This is a genomic window from Nonomuraea sp. NPDC050227, assembly GCF_044459705.1.
Classification (GTDB): Bacteria; Actinomycetota; Actinomycetes; order Streptosporangiales; family Streptosporangiaceae; genus Nonomuraea.
This window is the reverse complement of sequence record NZ_JBITJF010000003.1, coordinates 981,614-998,247: the sequence shown is the minus strand read 5'-3', so window position 1 is coordinate 998,247 and position 16,634 is coordinate 981,614. Positions and strand designations below refer to the sequence as shown.

The window sequence follows — 16,634 nt, the reverse complement described above, 5'->3', positions numbered from 1 at the left end:
GGCCATGAGCACCGAGCCGGCGTTCGTCATCGTCACCGGCATGTCCGGGGCGGGGCGCAGCACGGCCGCCAAGGCGCTGGAAGACCTGGGCTGGTTCGTCATCGACAACCTGCCGCCGGGGCTGCTGTTCGCGATGGCGGAGGAGGCGGGCAAGGTCAAGCTGGCCGCCGACAAGGTGGCCGCGGTCGTCGACGTGCGCAGCCTGGCCTTCACCACCGACCTCAACGCGGCCATCGAGGAGCTGGAGGGCCGCGGCGTGCGCGTGCGGGTCGTCTTCCTCGAGGCCAGCGACGAGGAGCTGGTGCGCAGGTTCGAGAACGTCCGCCGGCCCCACCCGCTGCAGGGCGAGGGCCGCCTGGTCGACGGCATCACCCGCGAGCGCGGCATCCTGCGCGAGGTGCGGGCCAACGCCGACCTGGTGATCGACACCTCGTCCCACAACGTGCACGACCTGCGCAACAAGATCGTCGCCTACTTCGGCGGCGATGACCGTCCGGGGCTGCGGCTCAACGTCGTCTCGTTCGGGTTCAAGTACGGCCTGCCGGTCGACGCCGACCTCGTCGTCGACTGCCGTTTCCTGCCCAACCCCCACTGGGTGCCCGAGCTGCGGCCGATGAACGGCCTCGACGCGCCGGTCAGCGACTATGTGCTCGGCCAGCCGGGCGCCAAGGAGTTCCTCGACGCCTACGAGGAGGTCCTGCAGGTCGTCGCCACCGGCTACGCCCGCGAGGGCAAGAGCTACGCGACCCTGGCCGTGGGCTGCACGGGCGGCAAGCACCGCAGCGTGGCCATGGCCGAGCAGGTCGCCGCCCGCCTGCGTGACCGCGGCATGGAGGTCCAGGTCAGTCACCGGGATGTGGGGCGGGAGTGACCCATGAACGTATGGAGGCGGGGCTGCCGCATCCGCTGAACGGCCCCCGTGTGGTGGCCCTCGGCGGCGGCCACGGGCTCTACGCCTCGCTGTCGGCCTTACGGGTCGTGACCGACCGGCTGACCGCGGTGGTGACCGTGGCCGACGACGGCGGCTCCAGCGGCCGGCTGCGCCGCGAGCTCGGCGTGCTGCCGCCCGGCGACCTGCGCATGGCGCTGGCCGCGCTGTGCGGCGACGACGAGTGGGGCATCACCTGGAGCGAGGTCGTCCAGCACCGCTTCCGCAGCGAGGGCGAGCTCCACGGGCATGCCGTCGGCAACCTGCTCATCGTGGCGCTGTGGGAGCTGCTCGGCGACTCGGTGGCCGGCCTCGACTGGGTGGGCCGGCTGCTCGGCGCGCACGGCAGGGTGCTGCCGATGGCCTCGGTGCCGCTCGACATCGTGGCCGAGGTCGAGCTCGACGGCGTCACCTCGACCGTGCGCGGCCAGGTCGCCTGCGCGCTCACGCCGGGCCGGGTGCAGGCCATCTCCCTGGTGCCGGAAGACCCGCCGGCGCGTCCCGAGGCGGTCGCCGCGGTGCACGAGGCCGACTGGCTGGTGTTCGGGCCGGGCTCGTGGTTCACCAGCGTGCTGCCGCACCTGAAGGTGCCCGAGCTGGCCCGCGCGCTGCACGACAGCAAGGCCAAGCGGCTCGTCACCCTCAACCTGGCCCCCCAGCCGGGCGAGACCGACGACTTCTCCCCCCAGCAGCACCTGGAGGTGCTCCGCCAGCACGCCCCCGACCTGGCCTTCGACGTCGTGCTGGCCGACACGGGCGTGGTCGACGACCTCGACGCCCTGGACAAGGCCGCGGCGGCGCTCGGCGCCCGGCTCGTCCTGGCCGACGTGGCCGCCGCCGACGGCTCGCCCCGGCATGACCCACGACGTCTTGCCTCCGTCCTGGACGAGATTTTCCTCCAGAAGCGTTGATCCTGGTCGGCGTGGCGCGAAGGTGCGAGAGACTGGCGGGAGCCGGTCTGAATGGGGGAAGGACTAACGCTTATGGCGATGACAGGTGTGGTGAAGGACGAACTGAGCCGCCTGCCGGTGCTGAAACCGTGCTGCCGCAAGGCGGAGGTGTCCACGCTGCTGCGGTTCGCCAGCGGCCTGCACCTGGTGGGCGGCCGCATCGTGATCGAGGCCGAGCTCGACACCAACGCCACCGCGCGGCGGCTGATCAAGGACATCGGCGAGGTGTTCGGCCACAAGGCCGAGGTGCTCGTGCTCGCGCCGGCCGGGCTGCGCAAGGGCTCGCGCTACGTGGTGCGCGTCTACCGCGACGGTGAGGCGCTGGCCCGCCAGACGGGCCTGATCGACAACCACGGGCGCCCGGTGCGCGGCCTGCCCCGGCAGGTCGTGGCCGGTGCGGCCTGCGACGCCGAGGCGGCCTGGCGGGGCGCCTTCCTGGCGCACGGCTCGCTGACCGAGCCGGGGCGTTCGATGTCCCTGGAGGTCACCTGCCCGGGGCCGGAGGCCGCGCTCGCGCTGGTCGGCTCGGCCCGGCGGCTGAAGATCCATGCCAAGGCCCGGGAGGTGCGCGGCGTCGACCGCGTCGTGGTCCGCGACGGCGACGCGATCAGCGCGCTGCTCACCCGCCTCGGCGCGCACGACAGCGTGCTGGCCTGGGAGGAGCGCCGGATGCGCCGCGAGGTGCGGGCCACCGCCAACCGGCTGGCCAACTTCGACGACGCCAACCTGCGGCGTTCGGCGCGGGCGGCCGTCGCGGCGGGCGCGCGGGTGCAGCGCGCGCTGGAGATCCTCGGCGAGGAGGCGCCGGACCACCTGGTGGTGGCCGGGCGGCTGCGGGTGGAGCACAAGCAGGCGTCGCTGGAGGAACTGGGCCAGATCGCCGACCCGCCGCTGACCAAGGACGCCATCGCCGGGCGCATCAGGCGGCTGCTGGCGATGGCCGACAAGCGCGCCTCCGACCTGGGCATCCCCAACACCGAGGCCAACCTCACCGTCGACATGCTGGCGCCGTAGCGGGCTCGCCGCCGTGCGGGCGGCCGCGGCGCCGTCCGGGAGACCCCCATCCCGTACGGCTCCGCGCGGTGGCCCGCACGCGCCGACGTCCCTGCACGCCCGTCATGGCCGGTCGTGAGGGCTCACGGGCCGCTCGCCGTGACGAAGCGCGCTGTGGGCCGCCCGGCGGCTGCTGAGCGGGCGTCCGTCAGTCCCTGGCGGGCTTGCGCGGCGTGAACAGGTCCGCGGGCGCGGCCTGCTGCCCGGGCGACTGCGCGAGCACCTGTGCGGACGACTGTGCAGGCGACTGGGCGGGCGGTTGCGCGGGCTCGAAGGGCGCCCGGTACTCCTGCCCGGCCTCCTCCGCCGCCTCCTGGGCGGCCAGGGCGGCCCGGTCGGCGCGGCGCACGCGGAAGACGCGCAGCGTGACCAGCAGGAGCGCGGCCACGGCGGCGACGGCGATGTACAGCCACATCTGCCACGTCTGCGCGAGCGGCTCGCGGTAGACCGCCAGGGCGCGGGGAAGCCCCTCGCCGGCGTTGGCCACCGTGATGTCGCCGAGCTGCGGGGAGAAGGGCGTGCCGGTCGCGGAGGTGTGCCGGGCGGCGCCGAGGATGATGGACACGCCCGAGATCTGGCCGCCGGCGACGGCCGCCGCCGCGTACAGGGCGGCCACCACCGGCAGCGCCCGGTTGCGCGGGCGGGCCGCGCCCACCGCCAGGGCGACCAGCAGCGCGATCAGGAGCGACAGCGTCACCGACAGGGCGTGGCCGTTGCCCAGCGTGGCCACGGCCTTCGGCAGCCGGTCCTGGAACAGCACCGCGAGCCCCAGGGCCGCCGCGCAGACCAGCGCGGCGACCAGCCCCGCGATCAGTCCAGGAAGCAGGCCGGACCGCTTATGTGACATCTCAGCCCCCAGAGAATGCACGAATTTACTCCGACGAGTCGGGCACTTTACTCGAAGCTCGCAAATTGCGCCCCCTGAACGGGGATACGCAGGGCGGTACCTGCAGTGGTCTAAACCAATTTGGGTCCGATAGTGTTCGTGGTTGAGATTCAACCGCCATCTGTTCGAGGAGATCGGTTTCCGTGAGCATCCGCGTAGGCGTCAACGGCTTCGGCCGCATCGGTCGCAACTTCTGGCGCGCGGTCGCCGCCAGCGGCAAGGACATCGAGATCGTCGCGGTCAACGACCTGACCGACAACGCGACGCTCGCCCACCTGCTGAAGTACGACAGCATCCTGGGCCGTCTGCCGTACGAGGTGAAGGCCTCCAGCGACGAGATCACCGTCGACGGCAAGGCGATCAAGGCGTTCGCGGAGCGCGACCCGGCCAAGCTGCCCTGGGGCGACCTCGGCGTCGACGTCGTGGTGGAGTCCACCGGCCTGTTCACCGACGCCTCCAAGGCCAAGGTGCACGCCGACAACGGCGCCAAGAAGGTCATCATCTCCGCGCCGGCCAAGAACGAGGACGTCACCATCGTGATGGGCGTCAACGAGGGCGTCTACGACCCGGCCAGCCACACGATCATCTCCAACGCGTCCTGCACCACCAACTGCCTGGCCCCGATGGCCAAGGTCATCCACGACACCTTCACCATCGAGAAGGGTCTGATGACCACCATCCACGCCTACACGCAGGACCAGAACCTGCAGGACGGCCCGCACAAGGACCTGCGCCGCGCCCGCGCCGCCGCCCTCAACGTGGTGCCCACCTCCACCGGCGCCGCCAAGGCCATCGGCCTGGTGCTGCCCGAGCTCAAGGGCAAGCTCGACGGCTTCGCCATGCGCGTGCCGATCCCCACCGGCTCGGCCACCGACCTCACCGTCGACGTCAGCCGCGAGGTCACCGCCGAGGAGGTCAACGCCGCGGTCAAGGCCGCCGCCGAGGGCCCGCTCAAGGGCATCCTCAGCTACACCGAGGACGAGATCGTCTCCTCCGACATCGTCACCGACCCCCACTCCTGCATCTTCGACGCCGGCCTCACCAAGGTCATCGGCAACCAGGTCAAGGTCGTCGGCTGGTACGACAACGAGTGGGGCTACTCCAACCGCCTCGCCGACCTGATCGAGCTGGTCGGCCGCGACCTGTGAGCGTGACCGAGGCCGCTGCGGGAACAGGAGCATGAGCATGCGCACGCTCGACGATCTCGACGTCAAGGGGCGGCGCGTGCTCGTGCGCGCCGACCTCAACGTCCCGCTCGACGGGGAGAAGATCACCGACGACGGCCGCATCCGCGCGTCGGTGCCGACGATCCAGGCGCTGGCCGGGCGCGGCGCCAAGGTCGTCGTCTGCGCCCATCTGGGCAGGCCCAAGGGCAAGGTCAATCCCGAGTACTCGCTCGGGCCGGTGGCCGCCCGCCTGGGCGAGCTGCTCGGCCAGGACGTCGCCTTCGCCACCGACGTGGTCGGCGACAGCGCCCGGCAGACGGTCGAGGCCCTCCAGGAGGGCCAGGTCGCCCTGCTGGAGAACCTGCGCTACGAGCCGGGCGAGGAGTCCAAGGACGACGCCGTCCGCGGCGCGTTCGCCGAGAAGCTGGCCGGCCTGGCCGAGCTCTACGTCGGCGACGGCTTCGGCGCGGTGCACCGCAAGCACGCCAGCGTCTACGACGTGCCCAAGCTGCTGCCGCACGCGGCCGGCGGGCTGGTCGTGGCCGAGGTCGAGGTGCTGCGCAGGCTGACCGAGGACACCGAGCGTCCCTACGTGGTCGTCCTGGGCGGAGCCAAGGTCTCCGACAAGCTGGGCGTCATCGCCAACCTGCTCACCAAGGTCGACCGGCTGCTGATCGGCGGCGGCATGGCCTACACCTTCCTCAAGGCCCAGGGTCACGAGGTGGGCCGGTCGCTGCTCCAGGAGGACCAGCTCGACCAGGTGCGCGGCTTCCTCGCCGAGGCCGGCAAGCGGGGCGTCGACCTCGTGCTGCCGGTCGACGTGGTGGCGGCCGTCACCTTCGCGGCCGACGCCGAGCACGAGGTGGTCGAGGCCACCGCGATCCCGGCCGACCGCGAGGGGCTCGACATCGGCCCCAGGACGCGCGAGCTGTTCGCGAGCAAGCTGGCCGACGCCAAGACCGTCTTCTGGAACGGCCCCATGGGCGTGTTCGAGTTCGACGCGTTCTCCGGCGGCACCAGGGCGGTGGCCGAGGCGCTCATCGGCTCCGACGCCTTCACGGTGGTCGGCGGCGGCGACTCCGCGGCGGCCGTGCGCAGGCTGGGCCTGCCCGAGGACGGTTTCTCGCACATCTCCACCGGCGGCGGGGCCAGCCTGGAATACCTTGAGGGCAAGACCCTTCCCGGACTCGCGGCTCTGGAGGACTGAGGTGGCCCAGCAGCGCAAGCCGCTCATCGCCGGCAACTGGAAGATGAACCTCAATCACCTTGAGGCCATCGCCCTGGTCCAGAAGCTGGCGTTCGCGCTCAGCGACAAGGACTTCGACAAGGCCGAGGTGGCCGTCCTGCCGCCCTTCACCGACCTGCGCAGCGTCCAGACGCTGGTCGACGGCGACAAGCTGCGCATCGTCTACGGGGCCCAGGACCTGTCCCAGTACGACGGCGGCGCCTACACCGGCGAGGTGTCGGGCGTCATGCTGGCCAAGCTCGGCTGCACGTACGTGGTCATCGGCCACTCCGAGCGCCGCCAGTACCACGGCGAGGACGACGACCTCGTCAACGCCAAGGTGCAGGCGGCCTACCGGCACTCGCTCACGCCCATCCTGTGCGTCGGCGAGGGGCTGGCGGTGCGCCAAGAGGGCGGCCACATCGCGCACAGTCTCGGCCAACTCGACGGCGCCCTGCGCAAAATCAGCGCCGAGCAGGCAAAATCGATAGTGGTGGCCTACGAGCCCGTGTGGGCGATCGGCACGGGCGAGGTGGCCACCCCGGAGGACGCCCAGGAGGTCTGCGGAGCGTTGCGGGTGAGACTCGCGGAGCTCTACGACCCCGAAGTGGCCTCTGCGGTCCGTATCCTTTACGGTGGCTCGGTCAAGTCCGGCAATATCGTGGGGATCATGGCTCAACCCGATGTCGACGGCGCGCTCGTGGGCGGTGCCAGCATCGATGCCGGGGAGTTCGCCAAGATCTGCCGATTCTCCGAATTGCCTGGCTAACTGAGTCGTTCTGAGGGTGCGACTTGACACCAGGCCGTACCCTCAAGAGGCAAGTTTGAATCGTCACGCGTAACAGAGCACTGAAGGAACAGGCATACCGTGGAAATCGGAATCTCCATCGCCCTCATCCTGGCGAGCGGTCTCATGATCCTGCTCGTCCTGCTCCACAAGGGCAAGGGTGGCGGCCTGTCTGACATGTTCGGCGGCGGTTTCTCGTCGAACTTCGGTGGTTCCTCGGTGGTGGAGCGCAACCTCGACCGGCTGACCGTCATCACGGGCACCGTCTGGTTCGTCTGCATCATCGCTCTCGGCCTGCTCATGCGGCCTTGAGACAACTGATTAACGCGTGACAGTGATTCTCCCCCCGTGTCACGACGCGGGGCGATCGAGCGAGGAGTTCATCCGTGGGTAGTGGCAACGCGATCCGTGGCAGCCGAGTCGGCGCCGGCCCTATGGGGGAGGCCGAGCGCGGCGAGGCAGCTCCGAGAGTGCGGGTCTCGTTCTGGTGCGCCAACATGCACGAGACGCGCCCCAGTTTCGCCAGCGACGCGGCGGTCCCCGAGATGTGGGATTGCCCACGTTGCGGCCTCCCAGCCGGACAGGACGAGGAGGCCCCGCCTGCCCCGCCCAAGAACGAGCCGTACAAGACGCACCTGGCCTACGTGAAGGAGCGCCGGAGCGACAAGGACGGCAAGGCGATCCTCGAGGAGGCACTGGAGCGCCTGCGCAACAACAAGTCCCCCTGGTAGGCGAGCCGGCGGAAGGGCCCTGGTGCTGGTCACCGGGGCCCTTCGCGCGTCATCGGCCGTGCACCGCCACGCCGTCGACGAACGTCATGCGCACCCGCGTCGTCCAGATGTCGGCCGGGGGCAGCTCGAAGGGGTCGCGGTCGAGCACCACCAGGTCGGCCGGGCGGCCGGGCGCGATCACGCCCGCCGGCGAACGGTTGATCCAGGCCGACCCCTCGGTGTACGCGCTCAACGCCGTGGCCAGGTCGAGGCGCTGGCCGGGCAGGAACGGCGTCTGCGCCGTCGGGTAGCCCGCGTGCACCGATCCGCCCGGTTCGGTACGGTTCACCGCCACGTGCATGCCCTGGATCGGGTCGGCGTCGGAGACCGGCCAGTCGCTGCCCGCGCAGAACCGGGTGCCGTGCGCCTGGAGATCCTTGAAGGGGTACTGCCACGACGAGCGCGGCTCACCCAGGAACGGCAGCGTCAGCTCGTCCATCTGGGCGTGGTGGGTGGCCCACAGGGGCTGCAGGTTGGCCGTGACGCCCAGCGCGGCGAAGCGCGGCACGTCGGACGGCTCGATGATCTGCAGGTGGGCGATGTGGTGGCGGTTGGCCGGGTCGGTGCCCTCGAAGCTGTCCAGGGCCTCGCGCACGGCGCGTTCGCCGATGGCGTGGAAGTGCACCTGGAAGCCCAGCCGGTCCAGCTCGGCGACGTACCGCTTGAGCTTGCCGGGATCGACGTAGGACAGGCCCGTGCCGCCGCACCGGCAGTACGGCTCCAGCGTCGCGGCGGTGAAGTTCTCCGTGATGCCGTCCTGCATGATCTTGACCGAGGTGGCGGCGAACCGGTCCAGCCCCTCGGCGGCGGCCCGCCTGCGGACCAGGTCCTCGATCTGGTCCTCGCCGCGCGTCCTGTCCCACCACAGCGCGCCCACCACGCGGGCGCGCAGCCGGCCCGCGCGGGCGGCGTCGAGGTAGGTGGGAAGCTGGTCGTCAGAGCCGGCGTACGAGCCGACGATGGCGTCCTGCCAGCCGGTGACGCCCAGCGAGAACAGGTGCTGTTCGGCCTCGGCCAGGGCCCTGGCCTGGTCCTCGGCGGTGGGCCGGGGGGCCAGCAGGCCGACGAGGTCCATCGCGCCCTCGTGCAGGACGCCCGACGGGGTGCCGTCGGCGTCGCGCTCGATCCTGCCGTCGGCGGGGTCGGGGGTGTCCCGGGTGATGCCGGCCAGGTCGAGGGCGCGGGAGTTGACCCAGGCGGCGTGGTGGTCACGCTGGATCAGGTAGGCGGGCCGGTCGAGGAAGTCGAGCTGGGAGCGGTGAGGGAGGCCGTTGGGGAAGGCTGACATGTCCCAGCCTCCGCCGTCGATCCACTCTTTTTCTGGATTTTTCGTGGCGTAGTCGGAGATCTTGGCTATGTAGGTGTCTAGGCCGAAGATCTCTGACAAGTCGCACTTCGCTCTTTCGAGTCCGGCTTGTACCGGGTGCATGTGCGCGTCGATGAAGCCCGGGGTGAGCAGGCCGCCGTCCAGGTCGACGGTGTCGTGGCCGGGGGCGCTGCGGGACAGCTCGCCCTCCGGGCCGACGGCGGCGATCACCCCGTCCCGCACCAGCACGGCGTCGCGCCGCACGGCGCCGCCGATGAAGGCGCTGCCACCACGGAAGAGGATGTTCAAGGAGGTTCTCCCTTTCTCAGTGCGGTTCTCAGTGCGGGGTCAGTGGCCGGTGATCAGGTCGGCGAAGCGGGCCAGGGCCGAGGTGCGGGGCATGGAACGCTCCCGATGATCGGCCACCCGGTACAGGCGGTACATCGCGTGCACCCCCATCCAGCGCAGCGGCTCGGGCTCCCAGGAGCGCACCTTGCGCCCCACCCACGGCAGGGACGTCAGCTCCGTCTCCTCCCCGAGTATGAGATCACGCAGGGTGCGCCCGGCGAGGTTCGTCGTGGTCACGCCGTGCCCGGTGTAGCCGCCGGCCCAGCCCAGGCCGGTCGCGCGGTCCACGTGCACGGTCGAGCACCAGTCGCGCGGCACGCCCAGCACGCCCGACCAGGCGTGCGCGACCGAGGAGGAGCGGGCCGCGGGGAAGAAGTCGACCAGGAGCCGCCACAGGGCCTCGACCGTCCACTCGTGGGTGCGGCCGCGGGCGTCGATGCGGGAGCCGTACAGGTAGGGACGGCCCCGGCCGCCGAAGGCGATGCGGTCGTCGGCGGTGCGCTGGGCGTACATGTAGTAGTGCGCGAGGTCGCCGAGCAGTTCGGCGCCCCGCCAGCCGACCTCGTCCCAGAAGGAGGCGGGGAGCGGCTCGGTGACGATCATGGAGCTGTTCATGGGCAGCCACTGGCGGCGCAGGCCGTTCAGGCGGGCGGTGAAGCCCTCGGTGGCGCGGATGACGTACGCCGCCGTGACCGTCCCGTACGGGGTCACCGCCCGGCCGGGGGCGATCTCGGTGACCGGGGTGCGCTCGTAGACCGGGACGCCGAGGTCGCGTACGGCCCTGGCCAGCCCCTGGGCCAGCTTGGCGGGCTGGATGCGGGCGCAGTGGGGGCTCCAGGAGGCCGCCAGGGCGCCCGCCACGCGGACGTGCTCCGAGGGGTCGGCCAGGCGCAGGTCCGCCTCCTCGATGCCCCAGGCGCGGGCGGCGGCCACCGAGGCGCGCAGCCGGTCGGCCTGGGCGGGGGTGCGGGCCACGTTCACCACGCCGCCCTTGACGATGTCGCAGTCGATCGACTCGTTCTCGCAGACCGCGATGACCTCGTCGATGGAGGCGTACATCTCGCGCTGCAGCCGGCGGGCGTCCGAGCCGTACCGTTCGTGGGAGCCGGCCAGGTCGCCGGTCAGCCAGCCGCCGTTGCGCCCCGAGGCGCCGAACCCGGCGAACTCCTGCTCCAGCAGCACCACCCGGAGTGAAGGGCGGGCCTTCTTGAGGTAGTACGCGGTCCACAGCCCCGTGTAGCCGGCCCCGACGATCGCCACGTCGGCCTGCAGGTCGCCGTCGAGCCGCGGACCGGGCTCCGGCACCCCGGACGAGCGGTACCAGAAGGACACGTCACCGTTGACGAATCCGGACGACAAGGGAACTCGCGCATTCATGGCCCCATATCCTGCTATATCGGGATTAGGTGGCGCATCTCACGACGAAATTCGTGATGAAACCCGTCGTTAGCGGGCATGTAACACGTCCCAGGCATGCTCCTCCCATGGGATTCTTGCGCATCCGGACCACGGTGGACGAGCGACCCGGACGGCTGGCCTCGCTGGCCTCGGCCCTGGCCGCCAGGGGCGGCAACATCCTCGGCCTGAGCGTCCAGTCCGACGCCGACGGCACGGTCGACGAGTTCGTGGCCGACATCCCGGCGAGCCCTGAGGCCGTGCGCGAGGCGCTGGAGGCCGCCGGCGGCCGGCGCGTCCAGGTGGTGCCCGCCACCGCCCACGAGCTGACCGACGAGCCGACCAGGGCGCTGCTGCTGGCCTCCCGACTGCGTTCCACGCCCTGGCGGCTGCCCGAGCTGCTGGCCGAGCTGCTGCGCGCGGACGACGCCCGGTGGATCTATGGTGAACCGGTGAGCGATCTCCCCGACCCGACCCTGCTCGTCGTGCCCGTGGCGCGGCGGCGCGCGGTCCGGCTGCGCCGCACCGGGCTGCCGTTCACGCTGACCGAGGCCGCCCGCGCGGCCTCCTTCGCCCGGCTCGCCCAGCCCGCGCCCGAGCAGACCCCGTCCGAACGCGCACTGAAACTGGCCGACGGCGCCGAGATCACCGTGCGGCCGCTCACCACGATCTACCGCGAGGCCGTGCGCGACCTGCACGACAGGTGCTCGCCCGAGGCCCGCAGGTTCCGCTACTTCACCTCGATGCCCGCGCTCCCGCCGCGCGCGTTCGACCGGCTCTGCGACCGCGGCAGGGGCTTCTCGCTGGTCGCCGGGCACGACGGCCAGGTCGTGGCGATGGCGAACCTCATGTTCACCCCCGACCCCGGCATCGCCGAGATGGCCTTCCTGGTCGAGGACCGCTGGCAGGGGCGTGGCCTGGGCGCCGTGCTGGCCCGGATGCTGGTGCGGCAGGCGCGCGACCTCGGGTACGCGGAGGTCAGGGCCACCCTGCTGGCCGACAACGCGCGGATGCGCGGCCTGCTGACCACGCTGGGCGCCTCGCTCGGCCGGACCGAGGACCCGGGCGTCGTGGAGGCGCGGCTGCCGGTCGGCGCGCGGGCCTCAGCCTAGGCCCTCCTCGGGCTCGCCGGACTCGGGGTCGGCGGCGGCAGGGTCGGCGGCGGCAGGGCCGATGCCCAGGTGGCGCTCGATGCGTTCCAGGCTCTCCTCGATGCGGGTGAGCCGTTCGGCGAGCACCGAGCCGCCGCCGAAGTACACCTCCGTAGGACGTTCCCTGGTGCCGCGGCCCACCCGGTCGAGCAGGCGCTGCCGGACGTCGGTCAGGTCGGCGCCGGTGTCCGCCAGAGCCTGGGCGGCCAGCCCCTCGCCTTCCCTGATCAGCCCGAGCAGGATGTGCTCGGTGCCGATGTAGTTGTGGCGCAGTTGCAGGGCCTCGCGCAGGGACAGCTCCAGCACCTTCTTGGCGCGCGGGGTGAAGGGGATGTGCCCGCTCGGCGAGCTGGCCCCGCGGCCCACCTCGCGCTCCACGAAGGCCCGTACGTGCTCCAGCTCCACGCCGCAGCCGTCGAGCACCAGCGCGGCCAGCCCCTCGCCCTCGCGGATGAGGCCCAGCAGGATGTGTTCCGTGCCGATGTAGTCGTGGCTCAGCTGCCGCGCCTCCTCCTGGGCGAGCACGACGACCCTGCGCGCACGGTCGGTGAAGCGTTCGAACACCGGGGCCTCCGTTCGACTGGGGCTGCCTCCACTATGCGCTACAAACCCCGCCGTGTGGGGTATTTGTCCTGTGTGGATCTTGACGAGGTGGCCGGCCGCCTCTACGCAGTCCCGCCGGCGGAGTTCACCGCCGTCCGCGCGGCCGAGGTCCGCGCGGCCAAGGAGGCGGGCGACGTACGGCTCTCGCGGGACATCGCGAAGCTGCGCAAGCCCACCGTCTCGGCCTGGGCGGTCAACCGGCTGGCCCGGCAGCACCCCGCCGAGCTGGCCGAACTGCTCGGCGTGGGGGAGCGGCTGCGCGCGGCCTGGCAGGCGCAGGACGCCGGGGCGCTGGCCGAGCTGACCCGGTCGCGTGGCGAGGCGACCGCCAAGGTGGCGAGGCTGGCCAGGCAGGCCGGCGGCCTGTCGGCGGCGGCCGCCTCGGAGGTGGACCAGACGCTGGACGCGGCCGTCGTGGACGCCGGCGCCGCCGAGCAGGTGCGGGCCGGCCGCCTGGCCAAACCGCTCAGCTACAGCGGCTTCGCCCCCGCGCCAGCGCCCGCCGCTTCCACCGAGCCCGCCACCGCCGCCTCCAGCGAGCCCCGGCCCGGGGCGCGTGGGCGGGGGCGGGCCGGGAAGGACGCGGCGGCCGAGGCGCGGGCGGAGGTCGAGGCGAGGCAGGCCCGAGAGGCCAAGGAGGCGAAGGAGGCCAGGAAGGCGAAGGAGCGGGCGGAGGCCGAGGCGGCCCACCGGGAGTGGGCCGAGGCGCTGGAGTCGGTCACCCGCGACTACGACGAGCGCGCCGAGAAGGTCGCCCGGCTGGAACGCAAGCTCGCCAAGGCCCGCAAGCGGCTGGAGGAGGTCCGGCAACGTCTGGAGGTCACGCGCCGCGAGGAGCGCCAAGCCCGCCGCCGACTGGACTAAGGTGCACGAAACGCGTTCGTACACCTGCAAGGAGGGGCGATGGCCCCCTGGACGCCCGCTGACATCCAGGACCTAACCGGCACAACGGCCATCGTGACCGGCGCCAACAGCGGCATCGGCCTGCCCACCGCCCGCGAGCTGGCCCGGCACGGAGCCCGCGTCGTCGTGGCCGCCCGCTCGGCGGACAAAGGCGAGACCGCCGTGGCGGAGATCCGGCGGGCCGTGCCGGGGGCCGACGTCGCGTACGGCGCCCTCGACCTGGCCGACCAGTCCTCGATCCGGCGCTTCGCCGACACGGTGGACAAGGTGGACCTGCTGATCAACAACGCCGGGATCGGCCTGATCCCCCGTCAGCTGACCAAGGAAGGCTGGGAGCTGCAGTTCGGCACCAACCACCTCGGCCACTTCGCGCTCACCGGGCTGCTCCTGCCACGGCTCCTGGCCGCTCCGCACGCCCGCGTGGTCACCGTCTCCAGCGACGCGCACTCCATGGGCAGGCTCGACTTCGACGACCTCGCCCTGGAACGCGGCTACGGCCGGATGAGCGCGTACGGACGGTCCAAGCTCGCCAACCTGCTCTTCACCCTGGAGCTCCAGCGGCGGGCCAGCAGCGCCGGTGCGGGCCTGATCAGCGTGGCCACCCACCCAGGTGCCACCGCGACCCGCTTCGTCAAGCTGGGGCCCCTGCAGCCCCTCCTGCACTTGTTCCTCCAGTCGGCCGACGCCGGTGCCGCCCCCTCGCTGTACGCCGCCACCTCGCCGGACATCACCGGCGGCGAGTTCGTCGGCCCCCGGCTGAAGCTGCTCACGCCCTCGGAGACGGCCAGGTCCGAGGAGGTCGCGCGGCGGCTGTGGGAGGTGTCCGCGCAGCTCACTGGCGTACGGTTCGAGGAGATCGCCCACCGCTGAAGGGCGTGCCGCCGGGAGCGCAAGCACTCGCCGCTCATGGGGCTGTCCTCGACGCTTCCACACGGCGGTCGGCGTGCGTGCCCTGGTCGAGCGGGCCGGAGGGCGCGGCGAGCTCGACGCGGACGTCGCTCCCGAGTCTGATGTGGTAACCACGATCTTCACTGGGCCGCCCTTCGGCGAGGAGTCGGTCGGCGGCGTGCGGCTGCCGCCGGTCCTGGGCCCGGTCAGCGCAGGCCGCGGGCCAGGTGGGCGCAGACGGGGAAGCCCGTGCCGGAGTACGGGGCGGCCAGGCGGTCGTAGCAGGCCCGGACGCGGGCGTAGGTCTCCGGCGGCTGCCGGGCGATCGTCTCGAAACGCGGGCCGCCCGCCTCGACCACGCCGCTCCACCAGGCGGCGACGTCCACCCGGTGCCGCCAGCGCAGCGTCCGCACGTCCACGGACGTGAAGCCCGCCTCCTCCAGCAGCCCGGCGAAGCGTTCCGGCCGTTCCACGACGGCGAAGGGGCGGACCGGGGGTTCGTACGGCACCCCCGCCGCCGCCAGGGCCTCGGCGAAGACGTTCGTGGCCGTCATCTCGTCGGACTTCCACCAGGTCAGCGCGACGGCGCCGCCGGGACGCAGCACCCGGCGCAGCTCCGCGAGCGTCGCCGGGACGTCGGCGACGTGGTTGACGACGAAGTTGCCCGCCACGGCGTCGAAGGAGGCGTCCTCGAACGGCAGGACGGGCAGGGTGGCCCGGCGGACGGTGGCGGCGGGGTGGCGGCGGGCGACCAGCTCCAGCATGGCGGGGTCGGCGTCCACGGCGGTGACCTCGGCGCCGGTCGCGAGCGCGGCCGCCGTGACCACGCCGGTGCCACATCCGACGTCAAGAATCCGCTCCCGACGCCCCTCTGGAACACCGACCTCAGGACGCCGCTCCACCCGGCCTTCCGAGTATGGGGTCACGTCGGCGCCTGAGGTCGCGGCGGCACCTCGGGTCGCGGTGTCGCTTGGGGTCGGGGTGTCGCTTGGGGTCGGGGTGTCGCTTGGGGTCGGGGTGTCGCCTGGGGTCGGGGTGTCGCCTGGGGGTGCGGTGTCGACTCGGGTCACGGCGGCGAGCAGGGGTTGGACGGTGTGCGAGCTGAGCCGCGCGAAGCCGCGGTCATAGGCCTCAGGATCCCTCACAACCCCGAAGCCTACCCCGCAGCCCGAATCCTGACATCTTAAGGTGAAATTTCGCCCGATTCCCTGTTTTAGAAGGAAATCTCAGGCTTATGGTCTTCGCCATGACCATCGACGCCTTCATCGACGCGCTGCCCAAGGTGGAGCTGCACGTACATCTGGTCGGATCGGCCTCGGTCGACACCGTGCTGGAGCTGTCCCGGCGGCATCCCGGCAGTGAGGTCCCGACCTCCGAGGAGGAACTGCGCCGCTTCTACACCTTCCTCGACTTCCCCCACTTCGCCCGCGTGTACCAGGCCGTCAACAGCCTGGTCCGCGAGCCCGAGGACGTCGCCACCCTCGTCCTCGGCCTGGCCAGGGACCTCGCCGGACAGGGCGGCCGGTACGCCGAGCTGCAGGTCACCCCGTACGCCCATCACGTGGTCGGCATGCCCATGCGCGAGGTGACCGAGGCCCTCGACCTGGCCGCCCGCCGCTCCCTGACCGACCACGGCGTGGAGATGGCCTACATCTTCGACATCCCCGGCGAGTACGGCGAGGAGGCCGCCCGGATCACCGTCGACCACGCTCTGCGCGAACCTCCCGCCGCATTGGTAGGTTTCGGCATCGGAGGCATCGAACAGGACCGTCCCAAATACCGCGACGCCTACCGCGACGCCTTCACCGCCGCACGCGCCGCCGGCCTGCACAGCGTCCCGCACGGCGGCGAGATGAGCGGCCCCGAGACGATGTGGGAGGTCATCGAGGGCTACGGCGCCGAGCGCATCGGCCACGGCATCAACTGCCTGTCCGACCCCCGCCTGGTCGCCCACCTGCGCGAGACCCAGCTCCCCCTGGACGTCTGCCCCACCTCCAACGTCTGCACCGGTCAGGTGCCCGAGCTCGCCGCCCACCCGCTGCCCCGGATGCTGGAGGAGGGCCTGTACGTCACGCTCAACAGCGACGACCCGCCCATGTTCGCCACCACGCTGGCGGGGGAGTACCGCGCCGCCGCGCACGTGCTCGGCCTGGGCGCCACCGAGCTGGCCCAACTGGCCCGCAACGCCGTCAACGCCTCCTACCTGGCCGCCGACCGCAAGCAGACCCTCCTCAAGGAGATCGACACCCTGACCGCCGACCTCTGACGGCCAGGA

Annotated in this window: 17 protein-coding genes and 1 pseudogene; 13 read left to right on the top strand and 5 right to left on the bottom strand. The window is 72.0% G+C overall.

Translation table 11 applies throughout. From position 1 onward, the window contains the following. Window positions 1–4 precede the first annotated feature (4 nt). The 3 genes from rapZ to whiA all read left to right on the top strand — a co-directional run bounded on the left by rapZ (window position 5) and on the right by whiA (window position 2,892). Window positions 5–871 carry an RNase adapter RapZ gene (rapZ, locus tag ACIBK9_RS16890; protein WP_352323031.1) on the top strand — a complete coding sequence of 289 codons (867 nt, stop codon included), beginning with the start codon at window positions 5–7 and terminating at the stop codon, window positions 869–871. Between the two features lie 11 nt (window positions 872–882). Beyond that, a complete protein-coding gene (gene yvcK, locus ACIBK9_RS16885; RefSeq protein WP_352323040.1) occupies window positions 883–1,839 on the top strand; it encodes a uridine diphosphate-N-acetylglucosamine-binding protein YvcK in 957 nt (318 codons plus the stop codon). A gap of 72 nt (window positions 1,840–1,911) precedes the next feature. Further along, entirely contained in the window at window positions 1,912–2,892 is a 981-nt protein-coding gene (gene whiA, locus ACIBK9_RS16880) for a DNA-binding protein WhiA (protein WP_138714326.1), read from the top strand. A 187-nt stretch (window positions 2,893–3,079) separates the two neighbouring features. Here whiA and ACIBK9_RS16875 read toward each other — a convergent pair whose 3' ends face one another. Next, window positions 3,080–3,778, bottom strand: a complete 699-nt coding sequence (locus ACIBK9_RS16875; protein ID WP_397158931.1) for a hypothetical protein — start codon at window positions 3,776–3,778, stop codon at window positions 3,080–3,082. 182 nt (window positions 3,779–3,960) lie between these two features. Between ACIBK9_RS16875 and gap the strand changes: the two genes are divergently transcribed. From gap to ACIBK9_RS16850, 5 genes are all read left to right on the top strand, one after another. Next, complete coding sequence (gene gap, locus ACIBK9_RS16870; protein WP_364340028.1) at window positions 3,961–4,965, top strand: type I glyceraldehyde-3-phosphate dehydrogenase; 1,005 nt, start codon at window positions 3,961–3,963, stop codon at window positions 4,963–4,965. Between the two features lie 37 nt (window positions 4,966–5,002). After that, on the top strand, window positions 5,003–6,190 hold the full coding sequence (locus ACIBK9_RS16865; RefSeq protein ID WP_397158929.1) for a phosphoglycerate kinase: 1,188 nt from the start codon (window positions 5,003–5,005) through the stop codon (window positions 6,188–6,190). A gap of 1 nt (window position 6,191) precedes the next feature. Then, window positions 6,192–6,977 carry a triose-phosphate isomerase gene (tpiA, locus tag ACIBK9_RS16860; protein ID WP_357705739.1) on the top strand — a complete coding sequence of 262 codons (786 nt, stop codon included), beginning with the start codon at window positions 6,192–6,194 and terminating at the stop codon, window positions 6,975–6,977. A gap of 99 nt (window positions 6,978–7,076) precedes the next feature. After that, entirely contained in the window at window positions 7,077–7,307 is a 231-nt protein-coding gene (gene secG, locus ACIBK9_RS16855) for a preprotein translocase subunit SecG (RefSeq protein WP_090942947.1), read from the top strand. A 74-nt stretch (window positions 7,308–7,381) separates the two neighbouring features. Continuing rightward, a complete protein-coding gene (locus ACIBK9_RS16850; RefSeq protein ID WP_082310244.1) occupies window positions 7,382–7,726 on the top strand; it encodes an RNA polymerase-binding protein RbpA in 345 nt (114 codons plus the stop codon). Window positions 7,727–7,775: 49 nt separating this feature from the next. Here ACIBK9_RS16850 and ACIBK9_RS16845 read toward each other — a convergent pair whose 3' ends face one another. Both ACIBK9_RS16845 and ACIBK9_RS16840 read right to left on the bottom strand, forming a co-directional pair. Then, window positions 7,776–9,380, bottom strand: a complete 1,605-nt coding sequence (locus tag ACIBK9_RS16845) for an amidohydrolase (protein ID WP_387679959.1) — start codon at window positions 9,378–9,380, stop codon at window positions 7,776–7,778. Window positions 9,381–9,419: 39 nt separating this feature from the next. Beyond that, on the bottom strand, window positions 9,420–10,796 hold the full coding sequence (locus tag ACIBK9_RS16840) for an FAD-dependent oxidoreductase (RefSeq protein ID WP_358300188.1): 1,377 nt from the start codon (window positions 10,794–10,796) through the stop codon (window positions 9,420–9,422). 107 nt (window positions 10,797–10,903) lie between these two features. Here ACIBK9_RS16840 and ACIBK9_RS16835 point away from each other — a divergent pair, with 107 nt between their 5' ends. Further along, a complete protein-coding gene (locus ACIBK9_RS16835; RefSeq protein WP_358300185.1) occupies window positions 10,904–11,926 on the top strand; it encodes a GNAT family N-acetyltransferase in 1,023 nt (340 codons plus the stop codon). 186 nt (window positions 11,927–12,112) lie between these two features. Here the strand turns inward: ACIBK9_RS16835 and ACIBK9_RS16830 are convergent. Further along, window positions 12,113–12,529 (bottom strand): annotated as a pseudogene (locus ACIBK9_RS16830) (Clp protease N-terminal domain-containing protein); the annotation flags it as partial. Between the two features lie 72 nt (window positions 12,530–12,601). Here ACIBK9_RS16830 and ACIBK9_RS16825 point away from each other — a divergent pair. Next, complete coding sequence (locus ACIBK9_RS16825) at window positions 12,602–13,432, top strand: hypothetical protein (protein ID WP_397158926.1); 831 nt, start codon at window positions 12,602–12,604, stop codon at window positions 13,430–13,432. A 39-nt stretch (window positions 13,433–13,471) separates the two neighbouring features. Beyond that, complete coding sequence (locus ACIBK9_RS16820) at window positions 13,472–14,341, top strand: oxidoreductase (protein ID WP_397158924.1); 870 nt, start codon at window positions 13,472–13,474, stop codon at window positions 14,339–14,341. Window positions 14,342–14,565: 224 nt separating this feature from the next. On the opposite strand, the gene ACIBK9_RS16815 is transcribed toward ACIBK9_RS16820, so the two are convergent. Further along, on the bottom strand, window positions 14,566–15,261 hold the full coding sequence (locus ACIBK9_RS16815; protein ID WP_397159005.1) for a class I SAM-dependent methyltransferase: 696 nt from the start codon (window positions 15,259–15,261) through the stop codon (window positions 14,566–14,568). A 14-nt stretch (window positions 15,262–15,275) separates the two neighbouring features. On the opposite strand from ACIBK9_RS16815, the gene ACIBK9_RS16810 reads away from it, so the two are divergent. Both ACIBK9_RS16810 and add read left to right on the top strand, forming a co-directional pair. Continuing rightward, complete coding sequence (locus ACIBK9_RS16810; RefSeq protein ID WP_397158922.1) at window positions 15,276–15,464, top strand: hypothetical protein; 189 nt, start codon at window positions 15,276–15,278, stop codon at window positions 15,462–15,464. A gap of 141 nt (window positions 15,465–15,605) precedes the next feature. Further along, window positions 15,606–16,625, top strand: a complete 1,020-nt coding sequence (add, locus tag ACIBK9_RS16805) for an adenosine deaminase (RefSeq protein ID WP_397158920.1) — start codon at window positions 15,606–15,608, stop codon at window positions 16,623–16,625. The last annotated feature ends 9 nt before the right edge of the window (window positions 16,626–16,634 follow it).

Excerpts from the sequence above, each read along its gene's own strand:
- rapZ (WP_352323031.1), top strand. The coding sequence starts at position 5 with ATGAGCACCGAGCCGGCGTTCGTCATCGTCACCGGCATGTCCGGGGCG.
- yvcK (WP_352323040.1), top strand. The coding sequence starts at position 883 with ATGGAGGCGGGGCTGCCGCATCCGCTGAACGGCCCCCGTGTGGTGGCC.
- whiA (WP_138714326.1), top strand. The coding sequence starts at position 1,912 with ATGGCGATGACAGGTGTGGTGAAGGACGAACTGAGCCGCCTGCCGGTG.
- ACIBK9_RS16875 (WP_397158931.1), bottom strand. The coding sequence starts at position 3,778 with ATGTCACATAAGCGGTCCGGCCTGCTTCCTGGACTGATCGCGGGGCTG.
- ACIBK9_RS16865 (WP_397158929.1), top strand. The coding sequence starts at position 5,003 with ATGCGCACGCTCGACGATCTCGACGTCAAGGGGCGGCGCGTGCTCGTG.
- ACIBK9_RS16840 (WP_358300188.1), bottom strand. The coding sequence starts at position 10,796 with ATGAATGCGCGAGTTCCCTTGTCGTCCGGATTCGTCAACGGTGACGTG.
- ACIBK9_RS16835 (WP_358300185.1), top strand. The coding sequence starts at position 10,904 with ATGGGATTCTTGCGCATCCGGACCACGGTGGACGAGCGACCCGGACGG.
- ACIBK9_RS16820 (WP_397158924.1), top strand. The coding sequence starts at position 13,472 with ATGGCCCCCTGGACGCCCGCTGACATCCAGGACCTAACCGGCACAACG.
- ACIBK9_RS16810 (WP_397158922.1), top strand. The coding sequence starts at position 15,276 with ATGGGGTCACGTCGGCGCCTGAGGTCGCGGCGGCACCTCGGGTCGCGG.
- add (WP_397158920.1), top strand. The coding sequence starts at position 15,606 with ATGACCATCGACGCCTTCATCGACGCGCTGCCCAAGGTGGAGCTGCAC.